General features: G+C 44.3%; 11 protein-coding genes. 7 read left to right on the forward strand and 4 right to left on the reverse strand.

Going from position 1 to position 14,530, the window contains the following annotated elements; translation table 11 throughout:
- Nucleotides 1–545 precede the first annotated feature (545 nt).
- From QUA80_RS18055 to QUA80_RS18070, 4 genes are all read left to right on the forward strand, one after another.
- Entirely contained in the window at nucleotides 546–755 is a 210-nt protein-coding gene (locus QUA80_RS18055; protein ID WP_333426490.1) for a hypothetical protein, read from the forward strand.
- Nucleotides 756–996: 241 nt separating this feature from the next.
- Nucleotides 997–1,569: a hypothetical protein gene (locus QUA80_RS18060; RefSeq protein WP_333426491.1), complete on the forward strand. Its 573-nt coding sequence runs from the start codon at nucleotides 997–999 to the stop codon at nucleotides 1,567–1,569.
- A 232-nt stretch (nucleotides 1,570–1,801) separates the two neighbouring features.
- On the forward strand, nucleotides 1,802–2,518 hold the full coding sequence (locus QUA80_RS18065) for a GUN4 N-terminal ARM-like repeat domain-containing protein (RefSeq protein WP_333426492.1): 717 nt from the start codon (nucleotides 1,802–1,804) through the stop codon (nucleotides 2,516–2,518).
- 203 nt (nucleotides 2,519–2,721) lie between these two features.
- Nucleotides 2,722–3,282, forward strand: a complete 561-nt coding sequence (locus QUA80_RS18070) for a Uma2 family endonuclease (RefSeq protein ID WP_333426493.1) — start codon at nucleotides 2,722–2,724, stop codon at nucleotides 3,280–3,282.
- 167 nt (nucleotides 3,283–3,449) lie between these two features.
- Here the strand turns inward: QUA80_RS18070 and QUA80_RS18075 are convergent, their stop codons facing one another.
- Nucleotides 3,450–6,053 carry a dynamin family protein gene (locus QUA80_RS18075; protein ID WP_333426494.1) on the reverse strand — a complete coding sequence of 868 codons (2,604 nt, stop codon included), beginning with the start codon at nucleotides 6,051–6,053 and terminating at the stop codon, nucleotides 3,450–3,452.
- 83 nt (nucleotides 6,054–6,136) lie between these two features.
- Here QUA80_RS18075 and QUA80_RS33850 point away from each other — a divergent pair, with 83 nt between their 5' ends.
- Nucleotides 6,137–7,873, forward strand: a complete 1,737-nt coding sequence (locus QUA80_RS33850; RefSeq protein WP_445302256.1) for an acyl carrier protein — start codon at nucleotides 6,137–6,139, stop codon at nucleotides 7,871–7,873.
- A gap of 232 nt (nucleotides 7,874–8,105) precedes the next feature.
- Here the strand turns inward: QUA80_RS33850 and QUA80_RS18085 are convergent, their stop codons facing one another.
- The 3 genes from QUA80_RS18085 to QUA80_RS18095 all read right to left on the reverse strand — a co-directional run bounded on the left by QUA80_RS18085 (nucleotide 8,106) and on the right by QUA80_RS18095 (nucleotide 11,875).
- Nucleotides 8,106–8,825 (reverse strand): DUF2786 domain-containing protein, encoded by a 720-nt coding sequence (locus QUA80_RS18085; RefSeq protein ID WP_333426495.1) that lies wholly within the window; start codon nucleotides 8,823–8,825, stop codon nucleotides 8,106–8,108.
- Nucleotides 8,826–9,021: 196 nt separating this feature from the next.
- Nucleotides 9,022–10,236, reverse strand: a complete 1,215-nt coding sequence (locus tag QUA80_RS18090) for a DUF790 family protein (RefSeq protein WP_333426496.1) — start codon at nucleotides 10,234–10,236, stop codon at nucleotides 9,022–9,024.
- Between the two features lie 100 nt (nucleotides 10,237–10,336).
- Entirely contained in the window at nucleotides 10,337–11,875 is a 1,539-nt protein-coding gene (locus QUA80_RS18095; RefSeq protein WP_333426497.1) for a DEAD/DEAH box helicase family protein, read from the reverse strand.
- A gap of 439 nt (nucleotides 11,876–12,314) precedes the next feature.
- On the opposite strand from QUA80_RS18095, the gene QUA80_RS18100 reads away from it, so the two are divergent.
- Both QUA80_RS18100 and ald read left to right on the forward strand, forming a co-directional pair.
- On the forward strand, nucleotides 12,315–13,160 hold the full coding sequence (locus QUA80_RS18100) for a class I SAM-dependent methyltransferase (RefSeq protein WP_333426498.1): 846 nt from the start codon (nucleotides 12,315–12,317) through the stop codon (nucleotides 13,158–13,160).
- Between the two features lie 103 nt (nucleotides 13,161–13,263).
- The gene (gene ald, locus QUA80_RS18105; RefSeq protein WP_333426499.1) at nucleotides 13,264–14,352 is read left to right on the forward strand and encodes an alanine dehydrogenase; all 1,089 of its coding nucleotides are present in this window, start codon (nucleotides 13,264–13,266) and stop codon (nucleotides 14,350–14,352) included.
- Nucleotides 14,353–14,530: the final 178 nt, after the last annotated feature.

Consider the following 14,530-nt stretch of genomic DNA (forward strand, 5'->3'; position numbering starts at 1 on the left):
AAAACCCCAGCGTTTTGCTGAGGACTGCTTGAGTGGGAGATATCGTTAATCTGCGTTTTTTTAGTTGACTTAGATTGCATGGAATTCCATGCTGCTGACACTCCCCGGACTTCCGCAAGCGCGGGGATTCTTAAGGACAAATTTTTCGGGATAAATCCACAAAAAATTTAATTCTTAAAGGCATTGTCAGTACCCGGGAAACCACTGGCTCAACTATTATAAAAGTTAAGTCTGTGGCTAATTGTAGAAGATGCGCCCTGATGGCTTAACTACCCGATGGATTAGCACCCTGATGGCTTAACTCCCTGATGGATCGACGCCCTGATGACTTTCGCTCCACTACCCAAAAAATTCGGGTTGGTGGATGATCGTGGACGTTAGTAAAACGTCACTTCCGGCGTTTCCGATCGCAAGCGGGTGTGCCTGTCTAAATTGATTATGGCAGGCAGATTTCTCAGAAGACAAGTGGGCTATTGCATCAACCCACTTCTGACAGATCGGGTTTGCCAAAAAGAGTCAATCTACGCAAATCAGGGTCATCGAACATGAAAAACAGCATCTTAGTATTAGGGGTATTTGCCTCGGCTGGCATCGGCTTTTTGTATGCAGGTAGTGCCAGCGCTTGTGCGATCGTCCCACAACCTTCATCAGCCAGGAGTTTGACGGCTTGGGAGAGTTGTCCCGACTTTAACTACACTGGAACGAATGAAGATGGGGAGCAAGAAGAGGTAAAAACGGGTAAAGGTAGGAAATAATTGGCGCTGTCAGTGGTTGTGTTTGTTGTCGTAACCGCCTTGCATCGAGGCGGTTAAAACTCGATCCTAAAGTCACTCTACCTAATCCCGGGGGTTGGAGTCAGTTTCCAAGAACGGTAAATGGGAAAATAAACAGGTAAGGCGAGTCTGTCGGTGGAGTTTCCCCGCCTCTCAACTTCCTTACCTTCTGAGGTTCGGGATTTGGATCGGGCACAATCGTATTTCATCTCGTAAAAACCCAATGGAAAATATTCTCGAAACTACTCGCAGGCAGCGGGTATTGACAAGAACCCAGGAACGGCGTCAGGCAACACCCAAAGAAAAACAGTTAATTCACTTGCTAGCCAATATGGCTTGCAGTTTGATTAAATACGACTACAAACACGCAACGGGGAAGGGAGTTATCCCGCCTTCGGAACGCAAGCGTTTAGCGGAATGGCACTACCTGCGAGTTCAGCAAATTCGCCGGATCGAACGCTCGTTGGAGCCCGTAGCAACCCTTAAGCGCGTGTACTACAAGAGCATCCTCAGTCCGAGGGATCTGAAGTCTTTAAAACTTCTGTGGTTTGAGGAGGACAAAAACCGCGTCAAACGGGTCGATCCTGAGTTGGATGACATCCTCAGCGAAGCTTTGGATCGGGGAGATACTTTAAAACAGCTATTTCACTCGATCGAAGTCAAAGAACGCACCTTTTCTGCAACTCCTCGCCCCGGCGCCGTACCGCTTTGGGTCAAAGAGTGGGAAGACTCGGAATATGACATAAACTTTTTTCCGCCTTCCTTCTCTGCATGGGTTTCTATCGTGGACGACTAGGTTCAAGAAAAACTCTTTTAAATGGCATCGATCGTAAAATTCAGATGGTAGACTTACTTGCTATTGCTGCCATTGGCGAAGACAGTGCCGGCCTGAGGCTTAACTAGCCGGCCTGGCGCGCAGTCATCCGAGTACAGAGAAGTGAATCGGAGTCAGTACCATTGTACAATGGGGGAAAACCAGGGCTTCAGCTAATAGCTGATAGCTGATAGCTGATAGCTGATAGTTTCTCATGACTGACTCGATTTCTACTTCTCCATTAGACTCGGCGGCCGATACAGCCGAACTCCGCTCTCAGTTGAGGTCGGGTTCGGAAAAAACTCAACTGCAACTGCTGCAACAACAAATAGCAGATTCCGGTTGGGATGTATTGATGGAATTTTTATTAGAACGCCAGTCAGAGGCACCGACTCCGGTAATGGGCAAGGCTTACCAAATTCTTTACACTGCTAATTCTCCGAGAGTGGCGGAGTTTTTGCAAGCGCATTTTCCGACAGGGGTGGTGCCGCTGCGATCGGAGGCTAACATCGATTACACTCCGCTGCAACAGTTGCTAGCCTTGCAAGAGTTTCAAGAAGCAGATATATTGACTTTGACCAAGCTTTGTGGGTTGGCGAGCGAGGCTGCTGTACAGAGAAAGTGGCTGTATTTTACGGAAGTTGAAAATTTGCCGGTAGCAGATTTGCAAACAATTAATACCCTGTGGAAAGTTCATTCCGAAGGCAAATTTGGCTTTTCGGTGCAGCGGGAAATTTGGCTGAGTTCGGGCAAGAATTGGGATAAGTTGTGGCCGCTAATTGGGTGGAAGAAGGGAAATAATTGGACGCGGTATCCGCAAGAGTTTATTTGGGATTTGAGCGCGCCTAGGGGTCATTTGCCGCTGTCAAATCAGTTGCGAGGAGTGCAGCCGTTTGCAGCTTTGATGTCTCATCGAGCTTGGTTGAAATGAAGGGTTTGGGATTTTTTGAAGAAGGTGGGGCGGGCCCGATGGCAGGCCCCATAGTTTTGAGCGGGGAAATCGGGTTTTAAGATTTAACCGCAGAGAGCACAGAGGTAGAGGAATGAAGAGAATAGGGGCGATCGCACTTCTAGGAATGTTGGGAAATTTTGTATAATTGATATATGAATTAATTAGCGAGAGGGCTGGGAGTCATGGTAGGCATCGGAACCAAACTCACTTTAGCAGAATTTCTAGCTTTGCCCGACCCAGATGTATATTGTGAGTTTGTAGATGGTGAAGCAGTCCCCAAAGTGTCTCCAAAATTTTTTCATTCCAGTTTACAGGGAGCTTTGTGTCGCCTGATTCGTGTATGGTGTAAAGGACGCGGGCGAGTGCTTCCCGAATGGGCAATTTTGTTAAAACGTCAGGATAAAGATTGGGTACCTGTTCCCGATTTAACCTACATTTCTTATGAACGTCTGCCAAAAAGTTGGCGGCGAAATGAAGCTTGTCCCGCAATTCCTGAACTGGCGATCGAGATTATATCGCCGGATCAAAGTATGAAAGAATTTGAAGAGAAGGCGAAAGATTATTTGGCGGCGGGTGTGACGCGAGTTTGGGTAATCGATCCAGAAGCTATTTTAATAAGAAGCTTTTTACCCGATGGTTCGAGTCAAGTTTATACGGATAATACACCGATTGTGGATGAGTTGCTGCCTGGTTTGGAGTTGACGGCTAGACAGATTTTTGAAGAAGCGGAATTGATTGATTGAGTGATTGAGGGCGATCGCACTCTGTGCAAGATATCAGTGGTAGGGTGCGTGACAGCGGGAAAACTTTAACTCGCGGCGGTGGGACTATTGACTGTCACGCACCGCGACAAAACAATAGTATTTACAAGGTACTATGGTTTTTTTGCGCTTACCCGTTACTCATTGAATTAGCGATCGCTCTGATTTAAAATAGCCTCAATTTGATTTTGTACCTGTTCGAGTTCTCGACGTTTGTCAGCCAGCCAAACTTTTTGGGCTTCGCATTCTGCTCGCTCTCGATCGCACTTTTCCTGCTGTTCTAATAAATTCTCCCACAGCGACGTTGCTTGCGCGATCGCACCGCTAGCTGCTTCATTTCGCTCGTCAAATACTGCTTTAATTCTTTCTTTTATCTTCTCAAGAATCGACTCCTTAGATTCCTTAAATTTCTGCAACCCTAACTCACAAACTTTTTGCTTAATCTGGTTATGAATTCCATCTACATCTAGCATCCCCAGCCCAAACGATCCACCTGATGCAGCAGCTAACCCTGCTAAAATAACTGGAATGATACCAACTCCTGCAAACGCCAGCAATGCAGCCGCGACGGCTCCACCAAGACCTAAACCACCCAAAAAACCTCCAGCACCTCCAATATCTGAGTTGATTGATGAAGCGATATCTAGTCCATCGATACCAATTCCACCCAGATTTCTTGCGGCGAAGTTATTGAATTGAGTAACAAGGCTAGTGCTAAGTTGCAGATCCAACTGTTGAAAATCTTGTCGAATTGCAGAAATCTCTTCATTAATTTTGCTGTCTAAAATTGCTATTTTTTGTGTCAATATAAACTGCATTTTTTGGGCGCTCCAGTCATCAATATCTTGTGTTAATTCATTCACAAATTGATTGGCATAATCTAGGATTAACTGGTTTTGGCTAAAAATCTGATTGTGCTCTGAAGTCCATTCCTTCCTTTTTGTAGTGATGCGATCTTCCAATCCTTCTTGCCACTCACGAAAAGACCGATCGACTTCCTTAGAAGATTGTTTTCTCAGTTCTCCTGCTAATAGTCTAATCTTAACATCGCGGCCGCTTGCTTCCGCCATCTGTTCAAATATTTTCTGTTTATCTCCTTGAGAAACTGTCAAATTTCCTTCTAACATTTCCCTATATTGACTCAATTTATCGCAGCCAGTATTAATAATTTGCTTAATTCCGGCTGCGGATTGGTTAAGTGCAATCGCGCCCCGTTTTTCTATCAAAAACTGTTCGAGAGATTTGGTAAAATCCTGAAAAGATTTCACATACTCATTTTCCGTTCCATCCAAAATAGCATCGAGTGCTGATTTAGCCGAAATAAAATGAATCCGGTTTTTACCAGCAATAATTGGTTTGGCCCCATAAACAATTGTTTCTACCCTTTCTTTTACATCCTGGCGATCCTCTTCACTCTCCAGCCAATCGAAAAAATTCACTGCAATAAAAATGTTTCTTGCACCTTCATCTTCTTTACCGTAATTCAATTCTTTTTTCAAGTACAAAAGCAGTTCTTGTTCTGTATTTGTTAAAACATTGTGAGCCTGAGTCAAAAAAATAACTGCATCAGCCGTTTTCAGGACTTGCTGAGTCGCCACTGCACGTTCCGCTTTTTCGTTCAATCCGGGAGTATCAATAATTTCTACGCCATTGCTGCACAACTCTAGTCCGGGATGCTCAAAAACGATTTCTGCCTTTCCCAATTTGTCTTTTTCATCTGCAATAGAACCAGAAGCTGCCTTTTTAGAAATAGAAGCTTTCTCTTGATATTCTTCCGGCGAAATCTCTTCCTTATATCCATTTTTGTAGTGACAAATAACCCGGCGCTTCGCTCCATATTTCAAAATAGTCACCGTACCGCTACAAGGAGTAGCCCGCACTGGTTGGATCTTCTCGCCCAGCAAAGCATTGAGTAAAGTAGATTTGCCTTTACTAAACTCGCCTACAACAGCCACACGAAACCGCTGAGATTGTAATTTTAGAGATTCTTTTGTTACTTCTTCTATTAAAGTAGGAGATAGCACGTTGCGATCGCTTCCATCTTGCAGAGTTAAATATAGTTTTCCACAAACAGCATCCAGTTGTTGTCGGTACAGTTGAAATTTTTTCAAATCCTGATAGGACGAAACTGACTGATTTTGATTTGTTTTGTGTTTCGGTTTTGCTGGTAAATGTCCGATAATGTGACTAGCAGCACGGACAAACATAGAATCGAGAGATTGAAATTGTGCTGGATCGAGTAACCTGTGCACTTCTGCTAAAGCTGCTGTATCTGCGATCGCTTGATTGCTAAAACTAGCTGCTAAAACTGCCAAGTATCGAGAGTCAATTTCCAGTGTGTTACCGATAAGTATTAAATACTCTTTTTCGCTATCGTCCATTGTCCCATCTGCTGCCGACATCTGATAGCCAAAACTAATCAGCAGCAGTTTGTCCTCCTCAGAAAAACACGCTGTCAGCGCCAACAACTCCTGCATTTTTTTGTAAACTTGCTGTTCCCGCACGCCCTTAACCATCGGCACTACCAATGGACCAAAACTGCTGTTAGGGGGAATAAGTTCCGTCAAAGTTGCCCGGAATCGCTGCGTTTCCTCAGCACTTACCGTACCGTCAGCATGAATGACTCCCAGCAACACCGTCACCAGCCCCCCCAGAAAAAGCACAGGCGGAGTAATATCTTGTTTTCGGAGTTTTTGCCCTGTCAGCAGCGAAACAAGCTCAATTGTTTGGGGACTAATTAACGAATTATTCATTGGCAGCGCCTAATAATATTTCTTTTATTAAATGGATCATAATAGATCAGTTGTTGTGTTGGTTTCTACCAGGGTAAAAATTTATGATGAACTTTGTATTTCCCGCAGCGGTACAGGCTGCGATCGAGGCTGGCAAGTATGTACAAGTTTTTACATCTGCCGGAGTGCCGATCGGCATGGCGAGGGATGCAGCGACAGGACAGTTTGTGGCTCATGCGGTTGGCGCGATCGTCAACAATAGCCCGCTAGCGCCCTTAGTGTTGCCCGTGCAGCTTGTCATGAGTGGCTTGCAGATGTACCAAAACTATAAGGGCGTTGAAGCCGTCAAAGCTGATTTGGAGGTGCAGAGGCAGCAAATTCACATGGGCTTTCAAGCCGTCCAAGCCAGTATGGGAGTGCTGCAAGCGACAACAGCCGTCATTGGTGTGGGAACTTTCGCCGGGGTAGCCTTGTCAGCGGTGAATTTGCACCAGACATTGAAACTAAAAAAAGCGGTTGAAAAGCTGGAAGTTAAAGTAGAAAATGGTTTCATCAATTTAGAACAACTTTTGAAAGGTCAAGGCGCAGAAATTAAGCAATTAATTTCGGAAGTGGTTGCAGATATAAAATTTGAGAACCATCGCCTAGTCTTAGTGCGGGCTTACGGGTTATTTAATCAAGCAATTCAACGAATGCGATCGGCTTTGCAAATTCAAGACTTTAACCGTCGCAATGCTGAAATTGATGCAGCGCGGGGGATGTTGTTTGAGGCTTTAGCAGACTACAAAAATCCGCAGTTATTGTCAGAAATTTGTGCGGCGGGACAGTTGCGTCGGTTAGAGTGCAGTTGGGCGATCGAGCAAAGTATTATTGCGACTTATCAGGTGCAAAATGAATTTGGGGCTGCGGGCGATCGGCTTTCTCAACTGCAACAACAAATCCGTCAAGATAGCCTCGGTATTATACACTGTTGTGACTCAGAGAAAGAGCTTGACTTTCTTTTTCCTGAAATTACGCGAATTCACAATCACGATTTAGCCGCATTAGACATTTGGCTTCATCAGATTGAATGGATTAAAGCTTTGCCACCAAGTGAATTAAAACAGTTACAAAGTGCAGATTTTAGTAAATCAAACTCGGCTTTTATTGGGGATAAAAATTCAGCCACCACAGCTTTAGAAATACCAGACGAACAGTTATTTTATGAAAGTTTGAAGCCAAAGTCTCATTTTTATGCGCTGCGCACTCAACTGAAATTTATGCTCGATCGACAGCAGCGTGAAGATTACGAATATTATATCATTAAGCAAGGGGAAATAGCAGGTCATAAAAGTTTAGAAGCCTCGAATTTGGATAAAGCATCTGATCTAGCTGTTGCTAATCTTTTTTACTATTTCAGAGTTCGGGATAAATCGGAAGACGAATTAGAATTAGATTCTGATGACACTACAACTGATACCAATACTCCTACCGTTGTTGCAGAATCTTCGCCAAGCGATAAGGTTAAGCAGCAAATTTATGAAAAAGTCAAAGCGCTTGTTGCTGAGCAGCTAGAAATTGATGCAAGTGAAGTCACCCTCAACACTAAGTTTACCGAGGACACTAAGTTTACCGAGGGGGTACAACCATCATATTATAACCCTAACCCTGGTAATTCTTGGTGGTCAATGTTGTCAAGTTGTTCAAGTGGTTATGGTTATAGTCGATCGGACCTAGATAAAATTGAGCTAATCATGGCGATCGAGGAGGAATTTGATATTGAAATTCCCGATGAAGTTGCGGAAAACATAGAAACAGTTCAACAGGCTGTTGATTACATTTACCAAAAAGTTGCTGTTTAAAAAGCCAAAGCAGTAACCAAGTTCAAATTCCTGAAACAACAGAAGCTCAGATTCAAGATGATTCCCAAACTATTAAATAATTTAGTTTGACTTAAGAGTCAGAAATATTTAATTTCGATGATAAATTGTCAGAAAGGTGCATGATACTCAACTTTTCAGGACACCAACTGACATAATTTGTAATTTGCTTTAATTTTACCCCTGTTGTGATCCATCAATTACTATCGATCACTCAAAGACACTCATTAAGCTGTTTCATATCCCCTTGCGCCTGCACTTGCTTGTGCAAACTAATTTTGTCGCCCACTTCATACCCGGAATAAAAACCCGCCGCGCTGCTGACTTGAGAATCTGTTCTCATTCTAATTTTAACCCCTCGGCCTTCTAGATAATCCGCGATCGCCTGTTGATTTTTATCAAACATCGATCGCACTACAATCGCTGGAGTCCCCACCGCATCGCCCGAACCCGCAATCCCTGACTTTTCCATCTCCTGTTTTTGTTCCAACAACCTTTGCCTCAATCTAGTCGCACATCCAACTCTAAAAGCATTCAAATACGCCAATCCCCTCCCATTTCCTTTGCGGTACTTCGCTCTTTTTTCAATCGCGGAACTCAAATACTCGTATAGATGTTTGCAAACAATCAGGTTGGTAGAAGTTCCTACCAAAAACATATTGCCATTATAAGTGTTTCGCATAGCACTGCAACCGTTAGCCTCGGCAATTCCCGAAAGCAGCATCATTTTCCAAGTGACAAATTTCGATGTTGTTTCAACTGAGTCTTCGTCAATCTCTTCTTGGTGATTTGGCCCTAAATCCGCGAGGCTGAGATTGTACTGTGCCAGTAAAAGAGAAGCTTTTTCTGCTGCTGCAGTCGATTCATTTTCATTTGATGAGGTGGCGAGGGCTAAAAGCTTTTTGATTCTTTCGACAATACTTGTGTCTGGCATTTTTCAATCGATTTTAGGGTGGGAGTAGGCGGTGGCAAGGATTTGGGGAAATTCCCATTTTAGTATAGCGTGCAATGTGCGATGTTTTTTGAGGAGAATTTAATTCATATAATAGGCTTTTTTTGAACCGCAGAAGGCGCAGAGGTCGCAGAGAGAGAGAAGAAAGAAGTTCCCAACTGATGCGGGAGTTGGTATACTATTCGAGGAGTTCCAGGACTGATTTAGGCAGCAATTTATCTTTAAACCAGACTACTTTTGCCGGCACGTCATTTACATTTACCCCAGCCTTCTCCAAATTCAGCCGTTCGGAAATAGCTAAAATCAAGTTATCGCATTCAGACTTCTGTACTTGTGCAAATTTCTTTTGCAAATACTCCGGCCGCCAATAGCCAACTATTTCTAATAAAAATACTCGTCCGTCGGGATGCACCAACCGAAAGTCGGGAATCATCACACTACCTGGAATCGGAATTAAATCAACTTCTCGCTCTAGTTGCCACTCGGTTTTTGTGGAATTCCATCGCTCAGCAAATGCTGCTTCTAACATACTATCATAAGGCTTGCCAGGGGGATAGTGACTGACTAAACCGCAGTCGGAATTGAGGGTAAATTTACCTATTTTCAAAACGCCGCTAAAAGGGTCTTTTGTGTGCAGTGTCGAGTGCATACTCCATTTGGTGACGTGCAGCAGTGCGGGCAGCATTTTCGCTAGGGCTAAGCCGTAGCGGGTGCTGGGTTTGAACAAGCTTGTAGGGCCGTCTATTGTCAGTGTAAAACCGTGGTCTGCATCGCCTTCGATGTAAGTCATTAATTGAAATAGTTTCAGATAGCGAAATAATAGTTTGTATTCTCCCGGATCGTTGCGGTGGGCGGTTAATTGAACTTGACTTGCTCGGTAAAATATGCCTTGAACTTGAGAAAGATTGTATTTGTGAAGCAAGTTTTCGGGAGTTGGTGGATTAAACTCAGTGAGGATTTTGTTTTCGTTTAAATCGGCGTATAAACCTGTAGTGATTTCGTGAGGCAAAACTTCTCTGTTTAACTCTTGGCTGAGTTCACTTGCTACTTTTTCCAGGGTTAATTGGGTGGATTGAGGGCTGGGAGTCGTTAGCGCGGACAATGCAAAAACCCGCTGTCTCAACTCTGAGGGTTCTAGGGGACTGATGACTTCCAAGGTGCAGAAACCGCTTTTCAGGAGGTGCGCTAATCCCCGTTTCAGCCGATAATCGGGGCTGTCGCCTTCTAATTCTAGCAAGCGTCCGTCGAGTTCGCCTTGGGTTTTGCCGATCGACTCTTGAAAGCAGTTTATCGTTTCGGTAGCTGCATCTATGTTTTTAGCATCTATCTTGAGGCGTAGCGGAATAATTGATTCTCCGTTTTGGCGGTGACTTAATAAATCAGTGGGTAGCATTTGTTAATAGTTTTTTTATTTTTAACGAACCGCGAAGGCGCGAAGAACGCGAAGGGAAGAGAGACAAAGAAAGAGAGTGTTCAGAGATAGTTTAGGCTTGCTACCAGGGAATTTCATCGTTGTCTTCTCCCCATTTTGCGGGTGATTCTGCTGCTTTTTTGGTTGTTTCTCGGTTGACTCCGTAAATCGGTGTCGGTTTGACAGTTTCTAATTTCTGATATTCTGGCTTTGGCGGTTCTATTTGTGTTTGTGGTTGGGGTTTGTGAGGCTGCATTCCTCCTCGGCGGCGTTGAGAAGTTCTTTCTTCGCTGGTGTCTTCGGTGACGACTTCGTAGAGAATTGCTAACTTATTTACATCGCTGCTTTTGCGGAGAACTCTACCCAATCGCTGAATGTATTCGCGTTCGCTACCGGTGCCTGACAATATGATAGCAATTCTGGCGTCGGGAACGTCCACTCCTTCGTTGAGGACGTGGGAGGCGACGAGGGTTTTGTATTCGCCGCTGCGAAAGCGTTCGAGGATTTCGTGGCGTTCTTTGACTGGGGTTTGGTGGGTAATTGTGGGGATGAGAAATTCTTGGGAAATTCGGTAAACTGTGGCGTTATCTCCGGTGAAAATTAGGGTGCGCTGGGGAGAGTGTTCTGCTAGTATTTTGGCTAAAATTCGCAGTTTTCCTTCGGTACAAAGGGCGATTTCTTTGGCTTGGCGGTGGGCTAGCATGGCGCGCCGTCCTAGGGGCGATCGCGCGCTTGCCATGATAAACTGTTTCCAACCTTCGAGGCTGGATATTTTGATGTTAGACTGTTTTAAGAAGTCGTTGCGAATGTTGATTAATTCGGCGTAGCGATCGCCCTCTTCTTTTGACAGTTTTACCATGATTTGAACTATTTTATGGTCGGCTAAAGCATCGCCTGCCAAATCTTCGGGTCTTTTGCTAAATACTGTGGGGCCGATTAGGAAATGTAAATCGCTGTGGCGGCCGTCGGTGCGATCGGGTGTAGCTGTCAGTCCGAGTCGAAAAGGCGCGATCGCATATTCGGAAATTACTCGATAAAAGTCTGTTGGCAAATGGTGGCATTCGTCAAAAACCAGCAAACCGTATTTATTGCCCAAAGTTTCTGCATGAATACTTGCACTGTCGTAGGTTGCCACTAAAATTGGCGTTTTGTCCCGCGAACCTCCGCCCAACAATCCGATTTCGATGTCGGGAAAAGCTGCCTTTAAATTAGCATACCACTGGTGCATTAAATCGAGAGTTGGTACTACAATTAATGTACTGCGACCAGTGACTTGCATGGCTAATTGTGCCAGATAAGTTTTGCCGGAAGCGGTGGGGAGGACAACTACTCCTTGGCTGCCGGCTTGCTGCCAAGCTACCAGGGCTTGTTCTTGATGTGGGTAAGGCTGCATTTCCACGCTGGGTACGAGTTCGAGTAATTCGTATGCCCTAGCTTCGTCGGTAAAGTGAATGCAGTCGGCTTGCAGGCATTCTACCAGCGGGCGGTAGTGAATGGCTCGAATGCGGTATTTTTCCACGCGATCGTCCCAAGTGGCAAAGTCCACCCAGTCTCTGCCTTTGGGCGGCGGGTGTAGCAGCAGCGTTCCGCGATCGAATGTTAAGGTAGGTATGCGTGGCATTTGTTTAGATAGGGGGGCGAGTTATGCCTGTTAAATTATAAGTGACCGATCAAATATATTGACAGCATACTCTTTATCAGCTATTATTTAATCATATCTATTAAACCCTAATGTATTTTAAACTTAAATAGGGTTAACTTAAAATTAAGTAGTAATTTTTTCAGGATTTTTCAAGCTCAATCTTTCTTTCTTTTCTCCTTCTATACACCATCAGGGGTTCCTCTACAAAAAATCTCGTTCACACATCAAATAGGATGACCCTAGCATTTTTTTGTCGCCGACAAAATTGCCCAAAGGTCAAAAATGTCAAAAAAATGTAGTAGCTACTTGAGTCATTACCTCTGAATAGGCAAAAGGACTTAGGTAGTGACTAAAAAATGCTTGGTATTGATTAGATATTTTCCGCAAGGGTTCTCGTTCAATTATCATCGGAATAATTATGTTTGACTTTATCGAATACAAAAAAAGATTTTTACAAGCGACTAAGGACTGGAATAACGAGAAGTGGAATAATTTTGATGACAATCCATTCCTGCTGTCGGCCCCAATGCTTCAAGATTGTCACGTTAAGAATTGTCGTTTTGTTGAAAGTCGATTAAAAATATTGGAATATCTGCCTAAAAATAGTGTGGTGGCTGAGGTTGGAACTCAATACGGCCGCTTTGCGGAACAAATTATGGCTATTGCCAAGCCCAAAAAGCTGCATTTGATCGATTATAATTTTGATTTATTCAAAGCAGAAATCAGCAAAAAACAAAAAAGTCTAGTTCAAGAAGGGATAGAAAATGGAACTGTAGAGATTCACGAAGGGGATTCTTCGACAATTTTAAGGAGCTTTCCTGACGAATATTTTGAGTGGATATATATCGATGCCGACCACGAATATCAAGGTGTATGCAAAGATATTCAGCAAGGTTATACTAAGGTTAAAGCCGAAGGAATAATGGTGTTTAACGATTACACGAATTGGTCGGTATGCGAGGTGATGCCTTACGGTGTGGCGAAAGCAGTCAATGAGTTTTGTATTGCGAATAACTGGGAAATGGTATTTTTTGCCTTTCAGTCCCTAGGCTATCACGATGTTGCAATCAGGAAAAATACTGGGGAAGCGGCACAGCGAATTCCGTTGGAGGAAGCCAATTCGGAATTGCAGAATTACCAATATCAAATTCAACAGCTACAGTTACAGTTGGAAAAAGCTAAAAAGACGATCGACTTGATGGAAAACGATCCATTTGGGAAATTGCGATCGATCTGGGGGAAAATCCAACAAAAATTATCCTAGCCCAGCCGGATTGCCAAATCTAAAATCTACAAGAGTATTGTCCCGCTGGGGATGGTTTTTAAGTTAGATTCGATCTACATATGCCTGAGATTAGAGGTTATAGATGGAGATAGGCGTCCCCAAGGAAATCAAGGATTTAGAGTTTCGAGTCGGACTTAGCCCCACAAGTGTCCGGGCTTGTTCCGACAAAGGCCACACAGTTTTTGTCGAAACGAATGCTGGTGCTGGGGCCGGTTTTGCGGACGAGGACTATGTTCAAGCAGGGGCTAAGATTGTCTTAAAGGCTTCAGATGTCTGGAAGCGCGAACTAATTGTTAAAGTTAAGGAACCGCTGCCTGCTGAGTATCCGCTGATGCAAAAAGAGCAGTTGCTGTTTACATACTTGCACTTGGCTGCCGATCGCACATTAACCCAGCATTTAATCAGCAGCGGAGTCCAGGCCATCGCCTACGAAACCGTCGAACTCCCGGACAGAAAATTGCCGCTGCTGACGCCGATGAGCATTATTGCAGGCCGTTTGGCCGTGCAGTTCGGAGCTCGGTTTCTGGAACGACAGCAAGGTGGCAGAGGAGTGCTTTTGGGTGGCGTACCCGGGGTAAGACCAGGTAAAGTTGTGATTTTGGGCGGCGGAATTGTCGGCACAGAAGCAGCGCGAATTGCTGTAGGAATGGGCGCGAGAGTGCAAATTTTAGACGTAAATGTCGATCGCCTAGCATATTTAGAAACTTTGTTCGGTTCCCGAGTAGAATACCTCTACAGCAGTCCTTTGCAAATTGAAGCAGTTGTTCCCGATGCTGATTTGTTAATCGGTGCGGTTTTGGTTCCGGGGAAAAAAGCTCCGGTGCTAGTTTCTCGCGAATTTGTTGCGAAGATGCACCCCGGTTCTGTGATTGTTGACGTAGCTGTTGACCAAGGCGGCTGCGTGGAAACTTTGCGGGTAACTTCTCACACAAATCCTACCTATGTTGAGGAAGGAGTTGTACATTACGGCGTGCCGAATATGCCCGGTGCGGTGCCTTGGACTGCGACTCAAGCTTTGAATAACAGCACTTTGCCTTATGTTTTGCAGTTGGCAAATAACGGGATTAAAGCTTTGGAAATAAATCCGAGTTTGGCGAAGGGATTGAACGTGCAGAATCACCGATTGGTGCATCCGGCCGTGCGCGAGGTTTTCCCCGATTTTGCCGATTAGATTCCCCTTTTTTTTTAAGTAAGCTATCCCGCATCTAAATTATATTTTGGTGCGGGTAGGAGCAACAGTCTCGATCCCCCCTCGCATCCCCTTAAGAAGCAATAAGCTGTTGCACATTTAAACTGTGATACAAGCATTACCCTTATTTTTGATTTTGCGACCCCATTTAATTATTAAT

The sequence above is a fragment of the Microcoleus sp. F4-D5 genome, from assembly GCF_036704885.1.
GTDB lineage: Bacteria > Cyanobacteriota > Cyanobacteriia > Cyanobacteriales > Microcoleaceae > Microcoleus.

What these genes read in the sequence shown, in the direction of transcription:
- QUA80_RS18055 (WP_333426490.1), top strand. Translation starts at nt 546, where the DNA reads ATGAAAAACAGCATCTTAGTATTAGGGGTATTTGCCTCGGCTGGCATC.
- QUA80_RS18060 (WP_333426491.1), top strand. Translation starts at nt 997, where the DNA reads ATGGAAAATATTCTCGAAACTACTCGCAGGCAGCGGGTATTGACAAGA.
- QUA80_RS18065 (WP_333426492.1), top strand. Translation starts at nt 1,802, where the DNA reads ATGACTGACTCGATTTCTACTTCTCCATTAGACTCGGCGGCCGATACA.
- QUA80_RS18070 (WP_333426493.1), top strand. Translation starts at nt 2,722, where the DNA reads ATGGTAGGCATCGGAACCAAACTCACTTTAGCAGAATTTCTAGCTTTG.
- QUA80_RS18075 (WP_333426494.1), bottom strand. Translation starts at nt 6,053, where the DNA reads ATGAATAATTCGTTAATTAGTCCCCAAACAATTGAGCTTGTTTCGCTG.
- QUA80_RS33850 (WP_445302256.1), top strand. Translation starts at nt 6,137, where the DNA reads ATGATGAACTTTGTATTTCCCGCAGCGGTACAGGCTGCGATCGAGGCT.
- QUA80_RS18085 (WP_333426495.1), bottom strand. Translation starts at nt 8,825, where the DNA reads ATGCCAGACACAAGTATTGTCGAAAGAATCAAAAAGCTTTTAGCCCTC.
- QUA80_RS18090 (WP_333426496.1), bottom strand. Translation starts at nt 10,236, where the DNA reads ATGCTACCCACTGATTTATTAAGTCACCGCCAAAACGGAGAATCAATT.
- QUA80_RS18095 (WP_333426497.1), bottom strand. Translation starts at nt 11,875, where the DNA reads ATGCCACGCATACCTACCTTAACATTCGATCGCGGAACGCTGCTGCTA.
- QUA80_RS18100 (WP_333426498.1), top strand. Translation starts at nt 12,315, where the DNA reads ATGTTTGACTTTATCGAATACAAAAAAAGATTTTTACAAGCGACTAAG.
- ald (WP_333426499.1), top strand. Translation starts at nt 13,264, where the DNA reads ATGGAGATAGGCGTCCCCAAGGAAATCAAGGATTTAGAGTTTCGAGTC.